The sequence below is a fragment of the Trichococcus sp. TS_SC_9 genome, assembly GCF_056156325.1.
Map to the genome: position 1 here is coordinate 2,760,992 of NZ_CM149591.1, position 23,271 is coordinate 2,784,262.

Here is a 23,271-nt window from a genome sequence, read left to right on the forward strand (position 1 = left end):
TGTGAATTATTCGCTTCAACTATCAGGAGCGTTCCCTCACGGTCAGCCGACTCTGCAGGAATGCCAAAAAATTACCGGTTCATAAGGAGGAATGTGCAGCATGCTGAAGCGTTTCACAACTCTATCCCCGCAAAAAAATATGCTTTTCCTTTCGTTCTTACTGCCTTTATTTGTAATGACGGTCATTTATGCCACCATGGGAGTTTTTCCTTTCGGCAATAGCACATTGCTGACGGTCGATCTCGGCCAGCAATATGTAGATTTTTTCAGTTATTACCGCACAACCTTATTGTCCGATCCTTCTGCCATTTTCTTTTCGTTCACAAAATCATTCGGTGGAGAAATGCTGGGGTTGTGGGCTTATTATCTGATGAGTCCTTTCAATTTGATTTTTCTGATGTTTCCGCAATCCCTGTTGCCCTTGGCGGTTACCCTCTTGATTTTGTTGAAGGTTTCCGTGTCGGGTTTGACTTTTGCTCATCTGTTGATTTCCCGCTTCGAAGGAAAAGGTTTGTTAGTTCCGTCCTTCGCATTGAGCTATGCCTTGATGGGTTATGTCATCGTCAATCAATTAAACGTCATGTGGCTGGATGGGCTCGTTTTCCTGCCTCTGATCATTCTTGGTTTGGAAAAACTGATGTCGGGTGACAGTGGTCTGTCTTACAGCTTATTTCTGGGCGTGATGTTGATTTCCAATTATTATATCGGATTCATGATATGTGTTTTCCTGGTCTTCTATTACCTTTTCGTGTTTTCAAGACAAGAGGTTGTCGGCCCGAATAATCTGAAGGCGCAGCTGAAACACTTCTTCATCCAATCAGCCCGATTCATCGGTTATTCTTTGCTGGGAGCTGGTTTTGCCTCCGTCTTGCTGCTGCCAACTTTTTATTCGCTCTTGGGGAGCAAAGCAAGTTATGCCAATAATCTGATCGATTGGAGTTTCGCCTATGATCCTTTCGAAGTCGTTTCAAAGTTTTATATCGGGGCTTTCAATTTCGACCAGATGCCCAGCGGACATCCCAATCTCTTTATCGGCACTGTCGCTCTGACAGCGTATATCTATTATTTTTTCCATCCCGCCTTCTCCAAAAAAGAACGGTTCACGTCGCTTGTGCTGACCGCCCTCTTTTTTCTGGCGATGAACGTCCAGTTTCTGAATAAAATCTGGCATGCCGGACAATACCCAATCTGGTACCCTTACCGCTTTTCGTTCACAGTTTGCTTCTTTTTCCTGTTGAACGGTTTTCGGGCGTTGCGTACCTATCGTCCTTTTCCCTTTTCGCTGGCCTGCTCTCTTTTGATTGCGAATGCAGTCACCGCCATATATGTGCTGAAAATGGATTTTGAATTTCTGGAGCCTGTCCAGGTATTGATCACAGCAGTCGTTTCTGTGCTTGTCCTAGTGTTGCTGATGCTCAGGGATCAGCCCCGAAAATGGCTGACCTATGCTTTGCTTTTCGTGGTCACCGCAGAGATGACGGCCAACGCAGCCATCGATTTGTTTCGATTAGGCTACGTCAAGCAGGACGAATTCGCCGATTATCAAACGAATCTGAATACGATGTTGGCGGATGTGCGGACACCCAAAGATACGTTCTACCGGATCGAAAAAACGTTCCAACGCTCCAAAAACGACAGCTTTCAAGCCAATTATGCCGGAATCAATCATTTCAGCTCTACTTTCGAAAAGGAGATTCCCGCCTTGTTCGGATCATTGGGTTTTCCGGACGGGAACGGGTTTATCGTTTACTCAACCGGAACTTTGTTTACGGATGCACTGTTCGGCGTGAAATATTTCATTCAGGACAAGAAGTTGCCGGAAGCATTTTATGACCTCAATGACGGCTTATATCGGTTGAACCGTAACTCCACCCGCCCGGATTTGACCCAGTACAATTTTTATTCCGAAACGGATAGATCCACCACCTACGAAAATCCATATGCTTTGTCATTGGCATTCGGGGTTTCCGAAAGTGTATTGGAACTTGATTTGGTCGAGGATCAGCCCATATTGATGCAGGAACAGCTGCTGGATGCCTTCAACAATCAGGAAAGCATCGAACCTTATTTCTCCTTGCGTCCGTTCGATTCCAACGTTTTTCAGAATGTCACATCCTCTGCCGGTGATGCACAGAACACAACCTACTATAGGTCTGTGGATGGTGCCATCTCCAGGATCGAATTCCAGTTCACGCCTACGAGCGATAATCCTTATTATCTGATTCTGGATGCGGGCATCGACGACGATGATGCGACTCTTTATGTGAATAATGTTAAGTTGGATTATTATACGACCTTCCGGAATGATCAGGTCATCAACATCGCAAGCAACCAACAGGGTGAAAACATCACCTTTACAATCGAACTGCGCGAGGATTCGATTCGGGTACAGGACCTGAAACTTTACGAATTGAACAAAGCTCTGTTTGAGGAAACCATTTCATCCCGTCAAGCGGAAAGCATGAGGATCTCCTCGTTCAGTCAGACGCACATCACAGGTTCCGTCACTATTGGGGATAGAAATGAAATATTGTTGACGACAATCCCTTATAGCCAGGGCTGGGAAGTGACAATCGATGGTAAAATGGCCAAAACGGCAACCGCTCTGAATGGTCTGCTGGCGGTGCCGATCAGCGCAGGCAAACATACCATCGCGTTGACGTACCGCACCCCCTATCTGATAACCGGACTTTCAATCAGCGTCGTTTCAATCGCTGGTGCCTTATTATTGAGAAAATATCGTAAAAATAAATAAGAAAAGCGGTTGGGGGCAATGGTATGCCACCCGTCAATAGGACAGTAAAATATTTAAACAGTTTTACAGACTGCTCCCCGTAATGTGGGGGCAGTTTTTTTGCATATATATATCTGCCGCGCTTACGCTTGGCGGCCCACACGTTTTATGAGCGAAGCACAACCCGCTCCCCTCACAAAACGTGAGGGGTCATTAGGCTGCCTCGAAATACTGGTCATGGAACTCCATCGGAGTCATGATATGCAGCTTTCTTTGAATGCGTCTATTATTGTAATATTCCATATAGTTGTGAATCATATCAATCAAAGAGGAACGACTCGTAAATTTGCGACGGTAATATTTTTCACGCTTGATGAGCGCCCAAAACCCTTCCATAGGGCCATTGTCAATACAACGAGCGACACGGGACATGCTTTGTATCATACCAGCCTCGCTTAAACGCGCACAGAATTGCTTACTTGTATATTGAAATCCGCGGTCACTGTGGAACAACGGCTGAGCTTCTGGCTCATTTTGTATGGCTGCATCAAAAGTCTGGAGGACTAGCGGCATATCGTTTTGATCACTGATTATGTATGCGACAATTCGACGGTCATAAAGATCCAAAATGGCACTCAAATATACTTTCTTGATTGCCGGTCCTTCGTAATACTTGAATTCGGTCACATCGGTCAACCATTTTTCATTTGGTGCGTCTGCACGAAAGTTCCGGTTGAGGCGATTTTCGGCGATATGATACGGATTCTGTGCACCTTTGGTGATGCTATTCGCACGATGTTTGATTCGGGATTGGATTTGTTGACTACGGCATAACCGAAGGGCGCGGTTGTCACTGATGATCATGCCATGGGTATATTCCAACTCATCGCGTATCCGACGATGACCCATATCGTCATGTTCTTCATGGATCTGTTTTGCCACTTCAGCGATTTGGTTGTTGCGAATTTCCCTTGGACTTTGTGGTTGCTCAAGCCAGCGGTAATAAGCGGAGCGTGTCACATGTAAGATTTCGCACATAACTTGCACCGGATAACCTTTTTCTGTATGGAATTGCTTGATGGTTTCGTACTCAGCTTGTTTTCTTATTTCGCTCAACGATTCCTCCTTTCTAATTCTTGGAATTTTTTTGTTACATCAAGTTCCATTTTTAGACGTTGATTTTCGCGTTTTAAACGTGCTAATTCGTCTTGAAGTAATTCCTCGGGAGTCCGGCTGGGCATTGTCCCTTTCCTGCGCCCACGGCGGTCTTCCAACCCTGCTTCTCCCAATTCCGCATATCTCTTTACCCATTGATAGACGTTTTGATAGGAGACTTGATATTTTATAGCCATAGCACCATAATCTTTTCCATTCTCTAAACAGTCCAACACAATTTTTAAACGCTCATCTATGGTTGTTATCCGACCTTTGCTCATAGTACTTCCTCCACTGGTTGTTTTGAAGTCTTTATGAGTATTATAATCCTTTAGCCAGTTCTGCAGTGGCGTTTTGCTCCGCAAACCATATTTTTTGGCGATTTCAATCATGCTGCCCAGGCCGTTCAGATAGTCCGTGACGGCTGCCAACTTTAACTCCTTGGAGTAATGACTGTTCTTCTTTACCGGTAAAAGGGCCGATGGACCGCCGTTCTCATAAAGTCTAATCCAATTGCGAATGGTCTCTTGAGATACTCCAGCGTTCTGTGCTGCCCTTGATATACCGATTTCATTTCTCACATATTGCTCGACAATGTTGACTCTGTTTTCGACAGATAATTTCATAGCTCTTTTAGACATAGAAAAAACCCCCATATAAGACTTGAAATAATTCAATGTCCTATATAGAGGTAGCATATCACAAAATCCCAGCCGCTTTTCTTGTCTATTTCAGGGCTGAACGAACCCGCTCAGCTTTTAGTCATTTTGGGAACCATGGGAAGGCCGGTCCCAAAAAACTATCCACAATCGAATTATTGTTAAGATATTGCGCGACTATGAATAGAATTGTAAAGAAGATTCATAGTGCCAGAGCACTTAATAGAAAAGCATTCATCTATGATTCCTCTTCACACATATATGAAATCGCCACAGTGCCGACACCGGCGCTCATTCCGACGATTGTAGAAATGTTCATGATATACTCCGGTTCCTTGCCAAGCAAAGCGACGCTGCGCTTCCGATAGGCTTCAGCTTTTTCGGGATTATTGGCATGCACGATCGCATATCTCGAAATCTTCTCCTGTGCATTCACCTTTTCCAGCAAGCGGAACAGCTTCTTTTCATTTCCTTTTTCGCTGAAGGCTTTTTCGGCTATCGAACCTTTGCCTTTCGCATCGATGGACACGACAGGTTTGAGGTTGATCGTCATCGCCGCCATCCCGGACACTTTGCTTAACCTTCCGGATCTCACCATGTATTTCAGGTTGTTGACGCTGACGAAGATATTTGTGCGGTCCCTCAAGCGTTCAATCGCTCCAACGATTTCATCAAAAGGCGTTTTCGCCGCAATCATTTCTGCCGCTTTCATGACAAGCAACCCTTCCGCACCTGAATTGCGCTTCGAATCGATCACGGCAATTTTTTTGCCTTCATGCAGTTTTTTCGAGACAGCATTTTGGAACACGCTGTTGGTTCCGCTCTGCTCTTTCGCAACAGTCAGAATGATGACTTTATCGTAATGAGAGAGCACCGTGTCTAGATATCTCTCTACAACAACCGGATTCGGCTGTGAACTCTTCGGGTATTCGATGGCTTCTTCCAATAAAGGATAGAAAAGTTCTGGGGTCATCGTCACCTTATCAAGATAGGAAGTGTTGTCAAAATTCAGGTTAAGCGGCAGCATGTGCACTTGGTAGCGATCCAGCATTTCCTGCGGAAGATCCGCGATCGAGTCCGTGATCAGTGCCGTGTCGTATTTCCGGTCAAAGGCTGATTCGTTCTGTCTGACCATATCATCCGCCTTCTGCTGAAGGATAATGCCTTTTTTGCGCAAAACCTGGAATACTTGTTCCGGCGCATTGGAGTGAATATGGATCCTGGCTTTGTGGTTATTGCCTGCCACAATTAAGGAATCTCCATACAGTGCCAGTTCCGCTCTCAGTGCTTCCAGATTAATCGAATCCGCTGACAACAGCGCTTCGGTACAGTAGCGATGGCGAATCTCCCCTTGACTATGGATCAATTCCTCATTGAAAGAAAGATCTTCCGGTTCATCGCTGACCTCTAAGTCCACCTTCCCGGTGCGCAAAAATGTTGCAAATCCTTGCAGAAAGTAGACAAACCCCTTCGCGCCGGAATCGACGACTTTGGAGTCTTGAAGCACTTTTAAACGAGAAGTTGTCGCTTCCAAAGATTTGTTGGCCGTGATCATCGATTTTGAAAACAATTCGGAGAAGTTAGTCGAAAGGTCTTTATGGCTGTACACCGCATCCGCCCATTCCCGGATGACGGTGATGATTGTCCCTTCCACCGGATCGGAAATCGCCTGATAGGCATAAGGAACCGCATTTTTGACCGTTTCTGCAAATGAAGGAATGGTTATCGTCTCCTCATCCATCAGACTGAGAAAGATCCCGTTGATGTATTGCGCAATGATGATACCGGAATTTCCCCTGGCACCCGTCAAAGCAGCATCGGCTATACTGTTCATGGTTTCCTTAACGGATCCGGAGATTCTCGCATCCAAGATGATCGCATGCATGGTTGAAGAAAGGTTGCTGCCAGTGTCCCCGTCAGCGACCGGAAACACGTTGATTTCATTCAGGCTGTTTTTGTTTTTTATGACCTCCTGTGCACCCGACACAAAAGAATAGTAAAGATTTTCGCTGTCCAATTTTGAAATATCCATTGGTCTTCCCCCATCCGCTCTTAGGCTTTTTTGGTTGCTCAAAGAAATCTTTGTGCCGCAACATATGTGATGCCTGCAGTTGCAGCGTTCAAAAACGTTCCCCAGGCCAAATCGATCAGGGTAATCGTAATCGGCCAATCTTTCAAAGTGGCCAGATTGGTCAAATCATAGGTCGCATACGCGATCAATCCAAAAAAACTGCCAGCCAAAATGGCATATTGCAGACTTTCTTTCAAAAGCGCTGGATGAATCACGAAAAATACGAGACCGCCTATGAACAATAAATAGAAGATTATTGCTGCCACCCAATTGACATTCGGGGCCATAAGGTGACCCAAATACTTGCTGTAAATATTTTTGGATAACACGCCTAACCAGACAATATCCACTAAAAAGAACACAAAAAATGTCAAGAAATACAATTTGATGCTGTCCATCATTTCTTCCTCCCTTTCGTTACCCGTTGTTGTTTCAGCTTCCGATTCTTTCCGTCAAAATGCCGTCTTTCATTACATAAACTTTATCACAATAGTCTATCAAACGCTCATCATGCGTCACCATGATGGTAGCCTTTTTCTTCAGTTTTGTTTCCCGCGCCAAAATCTCCACCACTTCGAAAGCCTTTTGCGTATCCAAACTCGCTGTCGGTTCATCCGCAAGAATGACAGCAGGGTCATGGTAGAGGGCACGGGCGATAGCGACTCGTTGCCTCTGGCCTCCGGAGAGGTCACTCGGAAATTTATTTTTCAATTCGAAGATACCCAATTCTTTCAATAAGTCATCCCGTTTTTGTTTATCCACTTTGCTACGTTCGACTTTATTGGCCAAATGCAATTGATCCTGGACAGTCAGAAACGGGACCAGATTCGAGGCTTGGAGTATGAATCCGATCTCCTCGAACCGTAATTTTGCTCGTTTCTTCTCGCTCACATCACTGAATGGATTGCCGTTGATCAGCACCCGGCCTTCAGAAGGCGACTGCAATCCACCTGTAATGGTCAAAAATGTACTTTTACCCGATCCACTCGGCCCGATGATTGCGACAAATTCTCCGGCTTCGACAGCAAGATTGGTTGACTTCAATGCGTCGATCCTCAATTCGCCTTCCCCAAATGAACGGGATACATCTATCAATTCGATTAATTTCATATGCTCACTCCTATCCGATTGCTTTCAATGGATCGATTTTGACTACTGCTCTTACTGAAAATGCGCCGCCGACCATGGCCATGATGACCAGCAAGGCCGCAATGACGCCCAGGAAATTGAGGTTCGTTTGGTAAGGGACAGCTGCCGGCAACACCATAGCCGTTGCGCCCGTCAACAATAACCCGATGCCGACTCCCATAGCAGCCAATAAAAACGTTTGGATGACAACCGATTTTGCGATATAACCGCTCGAAATCCCTTGCGCTTTCATGACACCGAACATACTGGTTTTCTGCATAGTCAGCACATAGATGAAGATTCCGATCACGACGGCAGCGATGACGATCAGAAAGCCGATCATCAGTCCAAACGTCAACACTTGGGCAGTGTAGCCCGGAATTTCACTGATGTAGTCAGCAATCGAATAGATTTTCAAGTCCGTGCTTCCTGTGTCCACATCAGCGATGGCATCACCATTGTCCCGAACAACGATGGCACTGACGCGCCCTTCATCCGATTCGTCAATTTGTTCAAAGCGGACTTCCTGATAAGAACTGACTGTTGTATAAAGCACGGGTGCGACGCTGAATCTGGCATCTTCCGTAAAACCGACAACCGTCACTTCTTTGTCGGAACCCGCGAGCTGCAGAATGTCGCCCAACTCGATGCCCTCTTCTTCCTTCAGACTGATGTCGGCAACGACCTCATCATCGCTTTGGAAGGGCGCCCCTTCGATTACTTCAGGCATCAGGAATTGATCCGCTTCGATTCCGAAGAACGTCGTATCGATCTTGGCATCATCACCTGATGTTCCTTTTTTGTTGACGACATTCGGCGCGATCCCGATTACCGCAGCCTCATCCGCCGCAACTTCATTGATCGCACCTTTCGGGAGCATCGACATGTTGATGTTTGTATTCGATTCGTCCGTCAGAATGATGCCGTCCGCATCCCATTTATCTACGCTGGTTCGATTGTCCTGGGCCAATCCATAGGCAAGGCCCACCAAAAAGAACACCAAGTAGGACACCAGCACCATGACGCCGATGATCAACGAAAACCTTGTTTTTGCATGCTTAATTTCTTTCCAAGCTAAGAACATTTTTACAACTCCTTCATTTCTTCAGTTTTTTATCTATCGTTGAGGAAAAATATCTTGATGCCTCAAATAAGATGTCTGTCCAGTTCTAGCCTGCATGGTCATCTGCCTGATTCATCGCGGTATTCAGTATTTTCAACTGTTTCATCAAGAATAAGCCATCGATGCCCTCGAGGTTACAGGCATTCACTTCGGATAAAACAGACAAATGGATTGCTCTCTTAGAAGTGATGCTTTTCTTACTCAAGGAAATGATCGTAGCGCGCTTATCCAAAAGGGACGTTTCTTTCGTGAGCCAGCCTTGTTTCTCGAGACGATTCAAGATGGGATTCAACGTTCCCATACCCATCCCTAAACGCTCCCCAATGTTTTTGATCAATACTTTGTCTTCATCCCATAGAGCAAGCAAAACGAGATACTGCGGGAATGTCAAATGGAATTCTTTCAAAGCGCGGTTATACATTTTGCCAAAAGCATTTGCAGCCCGATAAGCCTCGAAACAAAGCTGATCCTCAAGCGGCCTTTCAAAAATAGATTCCTCCATCCCGATACCGCCTCCTTTCCAAATTTTCCTCATCGATTAATATATATCTTACAAGATATATATTAATCGATAGAATCCGGAAAGTAAAACATTCGCCCTTGGAAGTGCCCAAAAGTGAAACCAGTCCTGAATCACAATATTTTGATAGTAAAAAAAGGATTCAGAGCGTTTGCCCTGAATCCTTTAAGTGGATTGCAATAACTTTGTTGCTTATTTTGCGGCTGCTAAACGGCTGTTGACTTCATCCCAGTTCACAAGGTTCCAGAATGCTTTGATGTACTCAGGACGGACGTTTTTGTAGTTCAAGTAATAAGCATGTTCCCATACATCAAGACCTAAGATCGGCGTTTTGCCTTCACTGATCGGTGAATCTTGGTTTGGTGTAGATGTGATTTCCAATTTACCATCGGAAACTACCAGCCAAGCCCAACCGGATCCGAAACGACCCACTGCTGCTGCTGCGAATTTTTCTTTCATAGCATCAAAGCTGCCGAATGCTTCTTCGATTCCGTCCTTGACAGCTCCTGTAGGTTCTCCGCCTGCATTAGGCGCCAAAACTGTCCAGAATAAGCTGTGGTTTGCATGTCCGCCACCGTTGTTGCGGACAGCCGTACGGATGTCTTCCGGAACGCTGTTCAAGTCAGCCAATAATTCCTCAATCGTTTTTTCAGCCAACTCAGGGTGTTTCTCCAATGCTGCGTTCACATTCGTAATGTAGGTATTATGATGTTTCTCATGATGCAAATGCATCGTTTCCTCATCGATGTATGGTGTCAAAGCGTCGTACGCGTAAGGTAATGCTGGTAATGTAAAAGCCATGATAAATTCCTCCTAAAATAGTTTAGTGATTTCTGACTGATTTCACTGTATCATCAATTGCTCACTTTATCAAAAATAAAGCCTCGAAGCCGTAGCAATTTTTGATTGCTAAATGAATCCATTTTCGATAGACTGGACAAGTATGATGCAGAAAGCGGTGATCACAATCTCAATCGTTAGTTTAGTCAAAGACAGTTTTATGGATCCAAAACAATTGTTGGATGCCAAGGCATTAAAAAAAGGCTCTGCCTTTTTGCTCTTCTTCTTGCTCTCTCTAACCGTCAGCATCCCTCTGTTTCTCGATGGGTACGCCACACTACAAAAATTTTCGGCAGATGCAGGTGTGATAGCGGATAAAATACCTTCATTCACTATTTCCGACAACGAATTGCAGTTGGAGAATGCTACGGAAAAAGGATTCATCTACAAAACCGATACAGTCCTGTTGGCTTTCGATAGTCAGGAAGTTTACACGCAGAGGGAAATCGAAAAAGAAATGTCATCACCTGTTTTGATTTTGAGCCTCGTATTTTCAAAGGATGCCTTCACCCTTTACGCTCAAGATGTGCCCTTCAGGTTGCCCTATGAGCAGGCAGATGACCTGACGGACCAGTCGTTCAAAAAGTTGCTGCGCAATTTTTCCAGCGATCAGCTTTTTTCCGGCGTGATCATGCTTTTGTTCAGTCTTTTCATTTCTTCGTTCAGTGTGCTTCTGACGCTATTGATAATCGCGCTGTTCGCGAATGTATTGACAGGATTCATGCGAAAAAAACTCCCTTTCCGCGAAATACTGAAGATGGCGTTGATAGCCTCCGTAGTCCCGTTAGTTTTCTTTAGTCTATTGAACGGATTCGGCCTCTACCCGATGATTCAGGATGAAGCGATTGCTCTCATCGGTATGTTCTATTTCTACAAAGCCCTTAAAGAATAGCACGGGAAGCCGTAATTCTTCAGTAACATCCGGTTCCTGCCCAAAAAGAGGCCGCAGCAAGATGATCTTTCGATCATGTGCTGCGGCCTCTTTTTTGTATTGAAAGTATAAATTATTTGAATGCAAAAGTGCATCACAGTGTTTCCTTAATAAGGGCTGAACGAACCCGTTCTGCTTTTCTTATCTTTTACCCATGGTTGCGGGTTTGGCTTGCTCTTCTTTTGCGTTTCTGTTGGCTGGCGATATTTTCTTTCAATTTGCGTTTGTAGCCAGGCTTCACTTGTTTCTTAGCCTTGTTTACCATTCCGCGGATGCGGTGATCGGGTTCCAATTGACTCGGAGCGTTTCTCATCTCACGGCGTTTTCTTTCGTACGTTTCGACAAGTTGATCTTTTTCGATAGCGACCGGTTTGAAAACAACACCGTACTTCTCCAGATCGTCGATTGCCTTTTCCTCACCGGGTGCGTACAAAGTGATCGCAGTTCCTTTTAAGTTGCTGCGTCCCGTTCTGCCCGTACGGTGTACGAAAAATTCCATGTCCTTCGGCAATTCATAGTTGATGACGTGTGACACGCCTTCGATATCGATGCCGCGTGCCGCTAAATCGGTAGCCACCATGAATTGGTACTCCATATTATGGACTCTTCTCATGATGCGTTTGCGTTCACGAGCCGGCACATCGCCATGCAAGACAGCGGGCTGAATGCCACGTTGTCTCAGTCCATCAGCGATTTCCTCGACATTTTGTTTTGTATTGGCAAAAATCAAGGCCAGATACGGTTCCCCCATTGTCAACACTTGGTACAGAACATCAATTTTTGCATGGCCTTTAGTGGACAGCAACAGATTATCGATTGCCGGTGCAATGATATGTTCCGGTTTCAATTGGACAACGACAGGGTTTTCGACATATTTCTTCAAGAAGCCCTTCAGTTTTTCAGGGATCGTAGCGGAGAATACCATCATCTGCAGTTTCTCCGGCAAGCGGCCGGCAATCTGATCGACATCATGCAGAAAGCCTAGATCCAGTGTCATATCCGCCTCGTCAATGACCATCTTTTTAGCTGTATGGATCTTAAGTGCTTGCTCATTGATCAGGTCAAGGATTCTGCCCGGAGTCCCGATGACGATATGCGGTTGGTTGTTGACTAGTTTCGACATTTGACGTTTTTTGTCTGTGCCGCCTACGTAGCTGACGATACGGATTTCTTCGGGCGCGTTTGAGACCAGTTGACTGGCTGTCTGATACAGTTGTTCAGCTAGCTCACGGCTAGGTGAAGTGATGACAACTTGGACTTCATTTTTTGATGGATCAATGCCATCGATCAAGGGCAGCAAGAAGCTATGGCTTTTCCCTGTTCCTGTCTGCGATTGACCAATCACGCTCTTACCGGTTCGAATGATCGGGATAATTTGTTTTTGGATATCGGTCGGTTCTTTGAAATTCAATTTGCTGATTGCTTCCAGCAAAAATGGCTTCAATTGAAAGTCTTTAAATTCCACGTTTACACCTCTTGTTTTTCTTCTGCGTATTTTATGCCTTACCATTATAACACATGCGCAAGGTTTAAACCTTAATTTCAAATAAGAATTTGAAAATCAAACGCGTAAATTTATTCGCAATATATTTACACAAGCAAGCGAAAGCATCCCGTCAAAGATACCTTCAACATGAAAACAGACGCTTTCTTTCATTGCCAACCGTATATGATAATAGTATAATGATATAATGAATAGAATCTAATCATAATAAAAGGGGGGCATGTAATGATTACCCAAAATACTGCTCTGTTCACTATTTTCGGAGCAACTGGTGATTTGGCTCACCGTAAACTGTATCCATCATTATTTCGCTTATACAAAAAAGGATTTATTAAAGATAATTTTGCCGTTATCGGAACAGCGCGACGCGATTGGTCCGATGAACATTTCCGTGAAGTGGTCTTGGATTCCATCAAAGATTTGACTGAGGATACGGAAGACGCTGTTTCTTTCGCAGCCCATTTCTATTACATCGCCCACAACGTCAACGACTCGGAACACTACGTCAAATTGAAGGTCTTGTCCGAATCCTTGGATGCCAAGTATTCGCTGTCAGGTAACCGTATTTTCTATTTGGCGATGTCTCCTGAATTTTTCGGTATCATTGCCGAAAAACTGAAAGAACAAAAACTGATCACAGAAGACGGATTCAACCGCTTGATCATCGAGAAACCATTCGGGCGCGATTTCGTATCCGCGGATGAGCTAAATACTAAGCTGCGCAAATCGTTTGACGAGAACCAAATCTTCCGTATCGATCATTATTTGGGCAAAGAAATGGTGCAGAACATCTCTGCCGTCCGTTTTTCCAATATGATTTTCGAATCGCTGTGGAACAACAAGTACATCGACAATGTTCAGATCACCCTCTCCGAGACCGTTGGCGTGGAAGAACGCGGTGCTTATTACGACAACAATGGCGCTTTGCGCGATATGGTGCAAAATCATATCCTTCAGATCGTTGCCTTGTTGGTTATGGAACCGCCGCTTTCCTTGCAAGGCGAAGATGTCCGTTCCGAAAAAATTAAAGCTCTTCGTTCCCTTCGTCTGTACAACACACCCGAAGAGGTCAACCGCAACTTTATCCGGGCCCAGTACGCCGGAAACCCTGCAAAAGCATTGCAAGCCTACCGGGAGGAACCTAACGTCAACCCTGCTTCATCAACCGAAACCTTTGTGGCCGGTAAAATATTAGTCGATAATTTCCGTTGGAAAGGCGTTCCTTTCTACATCCGGACCGGTAAACAAATGGCTTCTAAAGAAACATACATCCATATTCAGTTCAAACACGTCTCGATGAACATCTTCCCTACTGAAGGCGTCGACGAAATCGCTGAACCGAATGTACTGACAATCCATGTTTCTCCGCTCGAAGGCTTCTCCTTACGCCTGAACGCCAAGCGTGTCGGTCAAGGAACTGAGATGAAAAATATTCGCATGCATCACATCTACGATGAGGAAACGCAAGCAAATAGTCCTGAAGCATATGAACGCCTCTTATTGGATTGCCTGAACGGCGATCCGACCAACTTTTCCCATTGGGATGAAGTCGCACAATCTTGGCACTTCGTTGATGAAATACGCAAAGTTTGGGACGCCCAAGAAGATTGCTCGGATACCCTTTTCGCGTATGAGAGCCACTCGATGGGTCCAAAAGAAAGCGACGCTTTGCTTGAGCAGGACGGTTTCCACTGGACTGAATTCAACTGGAGTCAAAGTTACAAAGAAAAACAGGAAAACGAGTAAAATCAAAAGCCGTACAAAAGCGTTGTTTCGCTTTTGTACGGCTTTTTTTGATTCAAGTCTGCTTCATTAATGCGTATTCTGCCATTCGATCGCCAATTCTTCCAATTCCAAAATGATGTCGTTTATTTCCGACTTATCCTTCGCATTCGCTCCACTCGCAAGCGGGTGGCCGCCCCCGCCGTGCTGTTTGGCGACCTCATTGATGATGGGACCTTTTGAGCGCAATCTGCAACGATAGGTACCGTTCGGTTGCTCCACAAAAATCCCCCAGCATAAAACGCCCTCTACGGTACCCGGTAACGGGACAACCGGAGCAGTATCGCTGTCGACCGCACCGAATTTCCCAAGGATTTCTTGGGAGAGGATGATGCTGGCAACCCCGACATCATTGATTGTCAAACTCTGCAGGACGAACCCTGACAAATTGGCCGTTTTCAAAGAATTTGTATTCATCATTTGACTGATATCCGACGCGGAAAAATCAAACTGCATCAGTTTGGAGGCTATTTCCATAGTCACTGCTGTAGTCGCCGGATAAAGGAATCTGCCTGTATCACCGACGATGCCGGCATATAAAAGTCGCGCCGCTGCAGTGTTCATCGGCAGCTTGTCCTCAGTTGAAAAAGAAATTTTTGCGATGATTTCGCTGCTGCTGCTGGCTTGCGTCTCCACAAGGCAAATATCACCGTAGGGATCTTCATTCGGATGATGATCGATTTTGATCAGATAATCCCCTTTGACAAAACGTTTGTCGCTGACTCGGGGCTGATTCGCGGTGTCCGTGACAATCACCAAAGCACCTTCATAGGCCTCATCCGGTATGCTGTCCATGCTGCCAAGGTAGGAAAGGCTGTCTTCATTTTCGCCGACAACGAATACTTTTTTCTCAGGATAGGCTTGCCTGATCAAGTTGGCGAGGCCGTTCTGAGACCCCAACGCATCCGGATCCGGACGCAGGTGCCGGTGGATGATGATGGTGGCATACTCTTGAATTTTACTTATTATATCTGCATAAATCGGATTTCCCACTTACTTACCTCCTAGGATTTTTCCATCAGTTGGCAAATGACGATCGCTTTGCTGACCAGTGAATTTTCTAAATAGACTTCGACATCCAATTTGGATGATCTTCTGCCCAACTCCAATATTTTAGAACGTATCTCAATGACGCTGTCTATCTGGATCATCTTCAATTGATAGATGTCCATCTGCTCGATGACAGCATTCCGTTTCTGTAAGGTATATAAGATTTTCTTGGTTGTGCTCGCCAAAACTTCGCTCAGCACTCCGAACGACACGGTCCCCAGACTGTTCGTCATTTGCGGTGTAATCCTGAAGCGATAAGCGGGTAAGCTGTCTCCTTCTTCCGAGCTGGTCAAGGATAGGTTTTCTACAACTTGGTCCTCGATTGTGTTGCCGACTTGCGGCTGACGCTGCGCAAGCTGCATGGCCTTCATGACATCCTGGCGCGAAATGATGCCCAGCAGTTGCAGGTTATCTTTCACCACAGGCATCACTTCCAAGCCATCCCAGATCATCCGGTGCGCCACACTCGCTACACTCATGTGCGTTTTTGCGACTATCGGATCCCGGGTCATTACCCGTTCAAGTGAAAGTGTATCTGCTTTTCCCAGGATGTCTTTCGCTGTGATGATGCCCACAAGGCGCATATTGTGATTGACGATTGGAAAACGCGAGTGGGTGCTTTCGGTATTGAGATTACGGTATTGGAAAACGGTGTCGTCCAACGAGAGAAATTTCGTCTCATCTATTGGAGTGTAGATATCCTCCACCAACATAATTTCTTTTTTGATCAGTTGATCCGTCATGGCGCGGTTGATCATTGTCGCTACGGTAAAGGTGTCATAGGTTGTGCGCAGTATCGGCATTTCGACCTGATCAGCCAAATGGACGATGCCATCATCCGTATCGAACCCCCCCGTAATCAGGACAGCTGCGCCTTTCTCCAATGCGAATTCCTGGATATCGTTCCGGTTACCGACGATCATAAGCGATCCGGGTGAAATGTATCGCTCCATCGCTTCGCGTTGCATAGCGCCGATGATGAATTTGCTCAACGTCTTATCCAGGCCTTTCTTGCCGCCCAAAATATCCCCATCGATGATTTTGCAGATCTGGCCGAAAGTGAGCGTTTCGATGTTCTCTTTCGACTTGCGTTCGATCCGGATGGTGCCTACCCGCTCAATAGTTGAAACCAATCCTATATTCTCTGCATCTTTGATGGCGCGGTAAGCCGTCCCTTCAGACATGTTCAAATTTTTAGCTATCGTGCGGACGGAAAGCTTTTCTCCGACCGGCAGCGTTTCGATGTATTGAATGATTTGCTCGTGTTTCGTTGCCATAGTGCACTCCCTTGCTTTCTTTATTATATTGAAATGAAATCTCCCGGTTGCATGATGAGGCCGACTCCATCATCCAAAAGGGACAAAAAATCATTCGGATCCTGCTTGATCAACGGAAACGTGTTGTAGTGGATTGGAACTGCCATTCGGGGTTCCAAAAACGCCACAGCTTTGGCGGCGTCTTTTGGTCCCATCGTGTAGTTGTCTCCAATTGGCAGAAATGCCACATCGATCGGATAATCTTTCCCAATCAATTTCATATCGGAAAACAGCGCTGTATCGCCCGCATGATAGATCGTTTTACCTTCAGCGTTCAGGAGGATGCCGGTTGCCAACCCAAATGTATAAGGAAGGCCATCCACAGTCATTGCCGACCCATGGATGGCCTGGGTCAGTTTCACATAACCGAAATCGAAGAGATGCCCCCCGCCCGGTTGCATGCCATGTGTACGGAATCCTTTCGCGGCAAAATAGCCCGCCAGTTCAACAGTCGAAATAATCAGCGGATTTGTTCTGCGCGCGATCCTTTCTGTATCACCGACATGATCACCGTGTGCATGTGTCAATAGGATCACATCGCAAAGTACCGTGTCCGGATCCAGGTCGCTCAGTGGGTTTCCCGACAGGAACGGATCGATCAGCAGATGCTTTTGTTCCGCTGTTTCGATGCATACGCAGGATTGCCCGTGAAAAGATATCCTCATGCGATTCCTCACCTTTCTCTTTGACAAAAAACTGTATTATTCAGTGTTCATCGTATCATGAAACAGTTTATTAGTACAACTAAAAGCGAGTGCTATTAGTTTGTTCTGCATACATTAAAAGGCCTTCCGCATAGAAGGCCTTTTAATGTATTATTCATCATCCTAAAGCGACGTCAAGAATCATCATGACTGAGAAGCCTACCATAAGTCCCATCGTGGCGATATCGCTGTTGCCGTTCGTTTGCGACTCCGGTATCAGTTCTTCGACGACAACAAAAATCATGGCCCCGGCAGCGAACGCAAGTGCGTACGGCAAAATTGCACTCATCGATATGACGGCGGCTGCCCCGATGACTGCCGCAATCGGCTCAACGATGGCGGAAAGCTGGCCGTAATTGAAGGCCTTCATCCTGCTGTTTCCATCAGCCCGGATTGGCATAGACAAGGCCGATCCTTCAGGTATGTTCTGGATGCCGATACCGATTGCCAGACCGATGGCACTCAATAACGTATTATCCTCGGATATGCCGGCTGCCACCGCACCAAAACCGACCCCGACTGCCAAGCCCTCGGGAATGTTATGGATCGTGATTGCAAGGAACAACAACAGGTTTCGGGAAGCTTGTGTCTGCGGACCTTCCCGGTGTTCCATCGGTTCACCTAAGTGCAGATGGGGAACGATTTTATCCGTCATGCGTAGGAACACGCCACCCAACAAAAAACCGATTGCTGCTGGAACCCATGATAAGCCGCCGTAGCCGTTCTCTTCGGCATGGGATATGGATGGGGCCAATAATGACCAAAATGATGCCGCAATCATGACCCCGGCAGCGAAGCCGCTCATGACGTCAAGAACTTTGCGGTTGACGGATTTGAAGAAAAACACAAACGAGGCACCTATGATGGTACAACCCCAGGTGAACAACCCCGCTATGAATGCTTGCATAATTGGATTTAATTGACTGAATGACTCTAACATGATTTTTATCTCCCCTTTATAATGAAATGATGAATGATTTCTATAGATGCGTCGTGTCCCATAATGGCAACTGAATGTTCTCATAATGGATTGGGTCGAGTTGTGTGACGGTTATCCCCAATAAACGTACGTGCCGTTCTATCGTGCCGTGGTCCAACCACAGTTCCCAAGCATGACGGAAAATATCCTCTGCTTGGGAAAAATGATCGACACGGGTCTTTCTTCTGGTTATGGTATCGAAATCAGCGTAGCGGATTTTCAATACAATCGACCGACCGTGCAACTTATTGGTGTGCAGGGCTATTTGGACAGCCAGAGCGATTTGTTTCAGTTCCATTCTGACCTGTTCCTCATCAGTCAGGAATTGTGTAAAGGTGTGTTCTTTCCCGACTGATTTCCTTTCTCTTTCGGGCTCCACAGCTCGGTTGTCAATGCCTCTGACCCGTTGATACAGGATATATCCATGCTTGCCGAATTGCGAAATCAGTTCACTTTGATCAAAAAGATAGAGATCTTCTCCAGAATGGATGCCCAATAGCTTCATCTTTTCGACAGTTTTCTTGCCGACGCCATAAAACTTTTCGATGGGTAGCCCCCGCAAAAAATCGGCTGCATCGGTTGGTGCGATAACAGTCATGCCAGCCGGTTTGCGGAAGTCTGAAGCAATCTTTGCAATGAATTTATTGTAGGAAACACCGGCCGAGCAAGTGAGACCCGTTTCCTGCCAGACTTCTCTTTGGATTTGTCGGGCAATCATTGTCGCACTGGACAGATTCTGCTTATTCTTGGTGACATCCAAATAGGCTTCATCAAGCGACAAAGGCTCTATCAAATCGGTATAGCGCGCGAATATCCCTCTAATCTGTTGGGAAACAGTCTTGTAATGACCCATGCGCGGAGCAATGAAGATAGCATCCGGGCAGAGTTCAAAAGCTTTCTGCGCACTCATTGCCGAATAGATGCCGAATTTCCTGGCGGCATAATTGGCTGTGGTCACAACCCCCTTGCGCCCGGTATCTCTCGGATGATTCGCAATGACGATCGGTTTGCCGCGATGTTCCGGATGATCCCTTTCCTCGATTGAAGCGTAGAAGGCATCCATATCCACGTGGATGATTTTTCTGCTTTTATCATTTTCGGGTTCCTTGAAGGTCAAGATCCCAATCTGCATACTGTTCTCCTTGTATTGAACTGCTTTATTGAACGTGAATTTTACTTGCTGCTTTGAAGCTGATTTGGTAAGACTGGTGATTCTGGGCCTCAAAAGTATACGGGCCTTCGTACGGTTCCACGTTCGTCAACAGATAAGGGATGCTTAACTTTACGTCCTTGTTGAGCAAATACGCCAGAAATTCCTGATCGTCATCAACTTCCCTGATGATGAAGCGGCTGCCGACTTCCAGCTCGATCAATGGTTTGCTCTCATAAACTTCGATCCGGCCCTCTTTGTCGGGGATCACGCCCCCATGCGGATCATATTTAGGAAAACCTAGATAGGCATCCAAACTATTGATCAACCGATCCGAGGAGACATGCTCCAACAGTTCCGCTTCGTCATGTACTTCATCCCAGTTGAAATCCAATTTTTCCGAGAGGAACACTTCCCAAAGTCGGTGTTTCCGGATCAGCTTATTTGCGATCAATTGGCCTTTGTCGGTGATCTGCACCCCTTGGTACGGGATGTGGCTAATCAGGCCATCCTTGAGCAACTTGACGGACATTTCGGTGACAGAAGCGGCAGATACGGATAAAGCCTGCCCGATTTGCTTATTATTGACAAGCTGTTTGTCTCCACCCAATTCCATGATCACTTTCAGATAATCCTCTTTGTGCGGCGTCATGCGCTCCCTCCTCTTTTTAGGTTTACCTAAACTACATTTTATATTATACGACAAATTCACTTGATTACAAGCCTAAAACCCACAATAATCCGTTCGCTGTCAGTATATACCCTGCTTCAGCAACAGAATATGTTGGCTGGCTACAAATTGGCGGAACCTGTTGGACAATACGGACAATACGGCGTGCCCAGGCTGTTACCTGATCATGAAAATTTTTTTGAACAAAAAAAAAGCCAGGAGCGTGTCCCGGCTTTTCCTTATCTGCTATTAACCTTTGTAGGCTGCGTAGATGATTTCTTTCAATTCTGAGATCAGTGGTTGTTTAGGGTTAGCTGTTGTACATTGATCTTCGAATGCCAATTCAGCTAAGCGGTCCGCATCGCGATCAAGCATTTCATCAGTGATGCCTTGATCCTTGAAGTTCATCTTGATGCCGATATCTTGACCTAATTTAGTGATTTCAGTAGCCAAAGCTTCTACCAATTCAGCAGTCGTGTTGCCTTTGAAGCCTAGGTAACGAGCGATTTCAGCGTAGTCTTCGTCTGCACGGAAGTACTCGTATTTAGCCCACAATGCATGTTTTTGCGGATCAAGCGCATTGTAGCGGACGATATGCGGCAACAGGATAGCGTTCGTACGGCCGTGGATCAGATCCCATTGTCCGCCGATTTTGTGTGCGATCGAGTGGGAAATACCCAGGAACGCATTCGCGAAGGCCATACCAGCGATTGTTGAAGCGTTGTGCATTTTTTCGCGGGATTCTTGGTCGCCGTAGTTGTATGAATTTCTCAAGTTTTCGAATACCAGTTTGATGGCTTGCAAGCTCAAACCTTTAGTGTAGTCGTTTGCCAATACGGAAACAAAAGATTCGATGGCATGCGTCAATACGTCCATACCAGTATCTGCAGTTACAGATTTAGGAACACTGTATACGAATTGTGGATCCACGATGGCAACATCCGGAGTCAATGCGTAGTCAGCCAATGGGTACTTGATGTGTGTTTCGCTGTCTGTGATAACCGCGAATGGCGTTACTTCCGAACCAGTACCTGATGTGGTAGGGATGCAGACAAGTTTCGCTTTTTCCATGTCCTTGATCTTGTAAGTACGTTTGCGGATATCCAAGAATTTTTGTTTAGCGCCGAAGAAGTCGCTTTCTGGGTGCTCATAGAACAACCACATCGCTTTGGCAGCATCCATCGGGGAACCTCCGCCGATTGCGATGATTGTATCCGGTTTGAAGTCGCGCATTTTTTCAGTACCACGGTTTACAGTGTTTGTTGTCGGGTTAGGTTCAACATCTGAGAAGATTGCGTAAGATACTTTGTTGTTGCGTTGTTTCAATTGTTCGATGACTACATCCACATAGCCGAATTTGACCATGCCGTCGTCGCAGACGATGAAGACTCTTTCGACATCTTTCATGTCACGTAAGTATCTAACTGAATTTTCTTCGAAGTAAACCTTCTCTGGCAATTTAATCCACTGCATATTATTTCTCCTTTTAGCAACAGTTTTCACGTTCAATAAATCTAATGCAGAAACGTTATGAGAAACTGAGTTTCTGCCGTAAGATCCGCAACCCAAAGTTAATGAAGCGATATTATTGTTGTACAAGTCACCGATACCAGCTTGAGAAGATGGAGAGTTGATAAGAACGCGGCAAGCTTTCATTTCTTTTCCGAATTGTTCGATCAAATCATTGCGGCGAGTATGCAGTGAAGCCGAGTGACCTAAACCACCCAAATCCAGCATTTGTTTGCATAGTTCGAAGCCATGCTCTGTACTGTCTGATTTCATCATAGCCAATACTGGAGATAATTTTTCTCTTGACATTGGGTATTCTGCTCCGACGCCCGGTAATTCAGCGATCAACAATTTAGTGTTTGCAGGAACGTTTAATCCAGCCAATTCAGCGATTTTACGAGCGTGCATACCGACAACATTCGGTCTCACGCCAGTTTTAGCATCATTCATCACGACGTCTTCCAATTGTTGAATTTCTTCAGGTTTAGCGAAGTATACATTGTGCAATTGGAATTCTTTTTTGACTTCATCATAGATTTCGCTGTCGACGATTGCAGCTTGTTCTGAAGCACAGATCATACCGTTGTCGAACGTTTTTGAAACGATGATGTCGTTTACAGCGCGTTTAACGTTTGCTGATTTTTCGATGTAAGCCGGAACGTTACCAGGACCAACTCCCAATGCTGGTTTACCAGTAGAATAAGCAGCTTTAACCATTGCAGCTCCACCTGTAGCCAATACGACAGCAACTTCTGGATGGTTGATCAATTCAGCTGTTTTTTCCATTGATACGCCTTCTACCCATTGGATACAGTCAGCAGGTGCGCCTGCTTTGATGGCAGCATCGTAAACAACTTTTGCAGTTGCAGCCGAACATTTTTCTGCGCTTGGGTGGAAAGAGAAGATGATCGGGTTTCTTGTTTTCATACAGATCATCGCTTTGAAGATTGTTGTCGAAGTTGGGTTGGTTGTCGGGATGATACCGGCAACAACGCCTACAGGAGCGGCAACCTTCATGATTTGATCAACTTTATTGTCTTCGATGATTCCGACTGTTTTATTTTTTCTGATTGAATGCCAAATGTTTTCAGCGGCATACATGTTTTTGATACATTTATCTTCATAAACGCCTCGGCCTGTTTCTTCAACTGCCATTTTTGCAAGTGGCATATGTTGCTCCATTGCAGCTAATGCCATTTCGTGGACGATGTGGTCGACTTGTTCTTGGGTATAATCTTCAAATAGAGTCAAAGCTTTTTGGGCTTTTCCAGTGTAGTTGCTGATTTCTTCTTTTGCAGTCATCATGGGTTTTTTCTCCTCTAAAACTACTTTTTCTTTACTCATGTGAGATCCTCCTAAAAATGTATGTTATCCTTTTCACATGCTTATTATATTTCATGGAATTTCGTTTGTAAAGCGAATAAATGTGATGTTCTTCACTTATTT

General features: G+C 45.5%; 19 protein-coding genes. 3 read left to right on the top strand and 16 right to left on the bottom strand.

Annotated elements, in window-relative coordinates:
• The first annotated feature begins 100 nt into the window (after nucleotides 1-100).
• Nucleotides 101-2,755, top strand: a complete 2,655-nt coding sequence (locus tag AC0J5I_RS13395) for a YfhO family protein (protein WP_475300884.1) — start codon at nucleotides 101-103, stop codon at nucleotides 2,753-2,755.
• 192 nt (nucleotides 2,756-2,947) lie between these two features.
• On the opposite strand, the gene AC0J5I_RS13400 is transcribed toward AC0J5I_RS13395, so the two are convergent.
• From AC0J5I_RS13400 to AC0J5I_RS13435, 8 genes are all read right to left on the bottom strand, one after another.
• Nucleotides 2,948-3,850 (bottom strand): IS3 family transposase, encoded by a 903-nt coding sequence (locus AC0J5I_RS13400; protein WP_475299478.1) that lies wholly within the window; start codon nucleotides 3,848-3,850, stop codon nucleotides 2,948-2,950.
• The gene (locus AC0J5I_RS13405; protein WP_475299477.1) at nucleotides 3,847-4,530 is read right to left on the bottom strand and encodes a helix-turn-helix domain containing protein; all 684 of its coding nucleotides are present in this window, start codon (nucleotides 4,528-4,530) and stop codon (nucleotides 3,847-3,849) included. Before AC0J5I_RS13405 ends, AC0J5I_RS13400 begins: the two co-directional genes overlap by 4 nt.
• 256 nt (nucleotides 4,531-4,786) lie before the next feature.
• Nucleotides 4,787-6,580 (bottom strand): DAK2 domain-containing protein, encoded by a 1,794-nt coding sequence (locus AC0J5I_RS13410; RefSeq protein ID WP_475300888.1) that lies wholly within the window; start codon nucleotides 6,578-6,580, stop codon nucleotides 4,787-4,789.
• A gap of 38 nt (nucleotides 6,581-6,618) precedes the next feature.
• A complete protein-coding gene (locus AC0J5I_RS13415) occupies nucleotides 6,619-7,020 on the bottom strand; it encodes a DUF2177 family protein (RefSeq protein WP_475300891.1) in 402 nt (133 codons plus the stop codon).
• A gap of 31 nt (nucleotides 7,021-7,051) precedes the next feature.
• Nucleotides 7,052-7,729: an ABC transporter ATP-binding protein gene (locus AC0J5I_RS13420; protein ID WP_107995430.1), complete on the bottom strand. Its 678-nt coding sequence runs from the start codon at nucleotides 7,727-7,729 to the stop codon at nucleotides 7,052-7,054.
• A gap of 10 nt (nucleotides 7,730-7,739) precedes the next feature.
• Nucleotides 7,740-8,831 (bottom strand): ABC transporter permease, encoded by a 1,092-nt coding sequence (locus AC0J5I_RS13425; RefSeq protein ID WP_475300900.1) that lies wholly within the window; start codon nucleotides 8,829-8,831, stop codon nucleotides 7,740-7,742.
• A gap of 85 nt (nucleotides 8,832-8,916) precedes the next feature.
• The gene (locus AC0J5I_RS13430; RefSeq protein WP_475300903.1) at nucleotides 8,917-9,372 is read right to left on the bottom strand and encodes a MarR family winged helix-turn-helix transcriptional regulator; all 456 of its coding nucleotides are present in this window, start codon (nucleotides 9,370-9,372) and stop codon (nucleotides 8,917-8,919) included.
• 210 nt (nucleotides 9,373-9,582) lie between these two features.
• On the bottom strand, nucleotides 9,583-10,191 hold the full coding sequence (locus AC0J5I_RS13435) for a superoxide dismutase (RefSeq protein WP_106448676.1): 609 nt from the start codon (nucleotides 10,189-10,191) through the stop codon (nucleotides 9,583-9,585).
• A gap of 142 nt (nucleotides 10,192-10,333) precedes the next feature.
• Here AC0J5I_RS13435 and AC0J5I_RS13440 point away from each other — a divergent pair, with 142 nt between their 5' ends.
• Nucleotides 10,334-11,122: a DUF1189 family protein gene (locus AC0J5I_RS13440; RefSeq protein ID WP_159072160.1), complete on the top strand. Its 789-nt coding sequence runs from the start codon at nucleotides 10,334-10,336 to the stop codon at nucleotides 11,120-11,122.
• Between the two features lie 187 nt (nucleotides 11,123-11,309).
• On the opposite strand, the gene AC0J5I_RS13445 is transcribed toward AC0J5I_RS13440, so the two are convergent.
• The gene (locus AC0J5I_RS13445) at nucleotides 11,310-12,626 is read right to left on the bottom strand and encodes a DEAD/DEAH box helicase (protein ID WP_475300911.1); all 1,317 of its coding nucleotides are present in this window, start codon (nucleotides 12,624-12,626) and stop codon (nucleotides 11,310-11,312) included.
• Between the two features lie 264 nt (nucleotides 12,627-12,890).
• Between AC0J5I_RS13445 and zwf the strand changes: the two genes are divergently transcribed.
• Nucleotides 12,891-14,411, top strand: a complete 1,521-nt coding sequence (zwf, locus tag AC0J5I_RS13450) for a glucose-6-phosphate dehydrogenase (RefSeq protein ID WP_107995435.1) — start codon at nucleotides 12,891-12,893, stop codon at nucleotides 14,409-14,411.
• 66 nt (nucleotides 14,412-14,477) lie between these two features.
• Here zwf and AC0J5I_RS13455 read toward each other — a convergent pair whose 3' ends face one another.
• The 7 genes from AC0J5I_RS13455 to adhE all read right to left on the bottom strand — a co-directional run bounded on the left by AC0J5I_RS13455 (nucleotide 14,478) and on the right by adhE (nucleotide 23,169).
• Entirely contained in the window at nucleotides 14,478-15,440 is a 963-nt protein-coding gene (locus tag AC0J5I_RS13455) for a DHH family phosphoesterase (RefSeq protein WP_475300915.1), read from the bottom strand.
• Nucleotides 15,441-15,451: 11 nt separating this feature from the next.
• A complete protein-coding gene (locus AC0J5I_RS13460; RefSeq protein WP_107995437.1) occupies nucleotides 15,452-16,774 on the bottom strand; it encodes a DRTGG domain-containing protein in 1,323 nt (440 codons plus the stop codon).
• A gap of 23 nt (nucleotides 16,775-16,797) precedes the next feature.
• On the bottom strand, nucleotides 16,798-17,478 hold the full coding sequence (locus tag AC0J5I_RS13465; protein WP_107995438.1) for a metal-dependent hydrolase: 681 nt from the start codon (nucleotides 17,476-17,478) through the stop codon (nucleotides 16,798-16,800).
• Nucleotides 17,479-17,635: 157 nt separating this feature from the next.
• Nucleotides 17,636-18,457, bottom strand: coding sequence for a ZIP family metal transporter (locus AC0J5I_RS13470; RefSeq protein ID WP_086985266.1), 822 nt, complete (start codon nucleotides 18,455-18,457; stop codon nucleotides 17,636-17,638).
• Between the two features lie 40 nt (nucleotides 18,458-18,497).
• On the bottom strand, nucleotides 18,498-19,628 hold the full coding sequence (gene dinB, locus AC0J5I_RS13475) for a DNA polymerase IV (protein ID WP_475300928.1): 1,131 nt from the start codon (nucleotides 19,626-19,628) through the stop codon (nucleotides 18,498-18,500).
• Nucleotides 19,629-19,653: 25 nt separating this feature from the next.
• Nucleotides 19,654-20,298, bottom strand: coding sequence for a metal-dependent transcriptional regulator (locus tag AC0J5I_RS13480; RefSeq protein ID WP_107995440.1), 645 nt, complete (start codon nucleotides 20,296-20,298; stop codon nucleotides 19,654-19,656).
• A gap of 267 nt (nucleotides 20,299-20,565) precedes the next feature.
• A complete protein-coding gene (gene adhE / locus AC0J5I_RS13485; protein WP_107995794.1) occupies nucleotides 20,566-23,169 on the bottom strand; it encodes a bifunctional acetaldehyde-CoA/alcohol dehydrogenase in 2,604 nt (867 codons plus the stop codon).
• Nucleotides 23,170-23,271 lie beyond the last annotated feature (102 nt).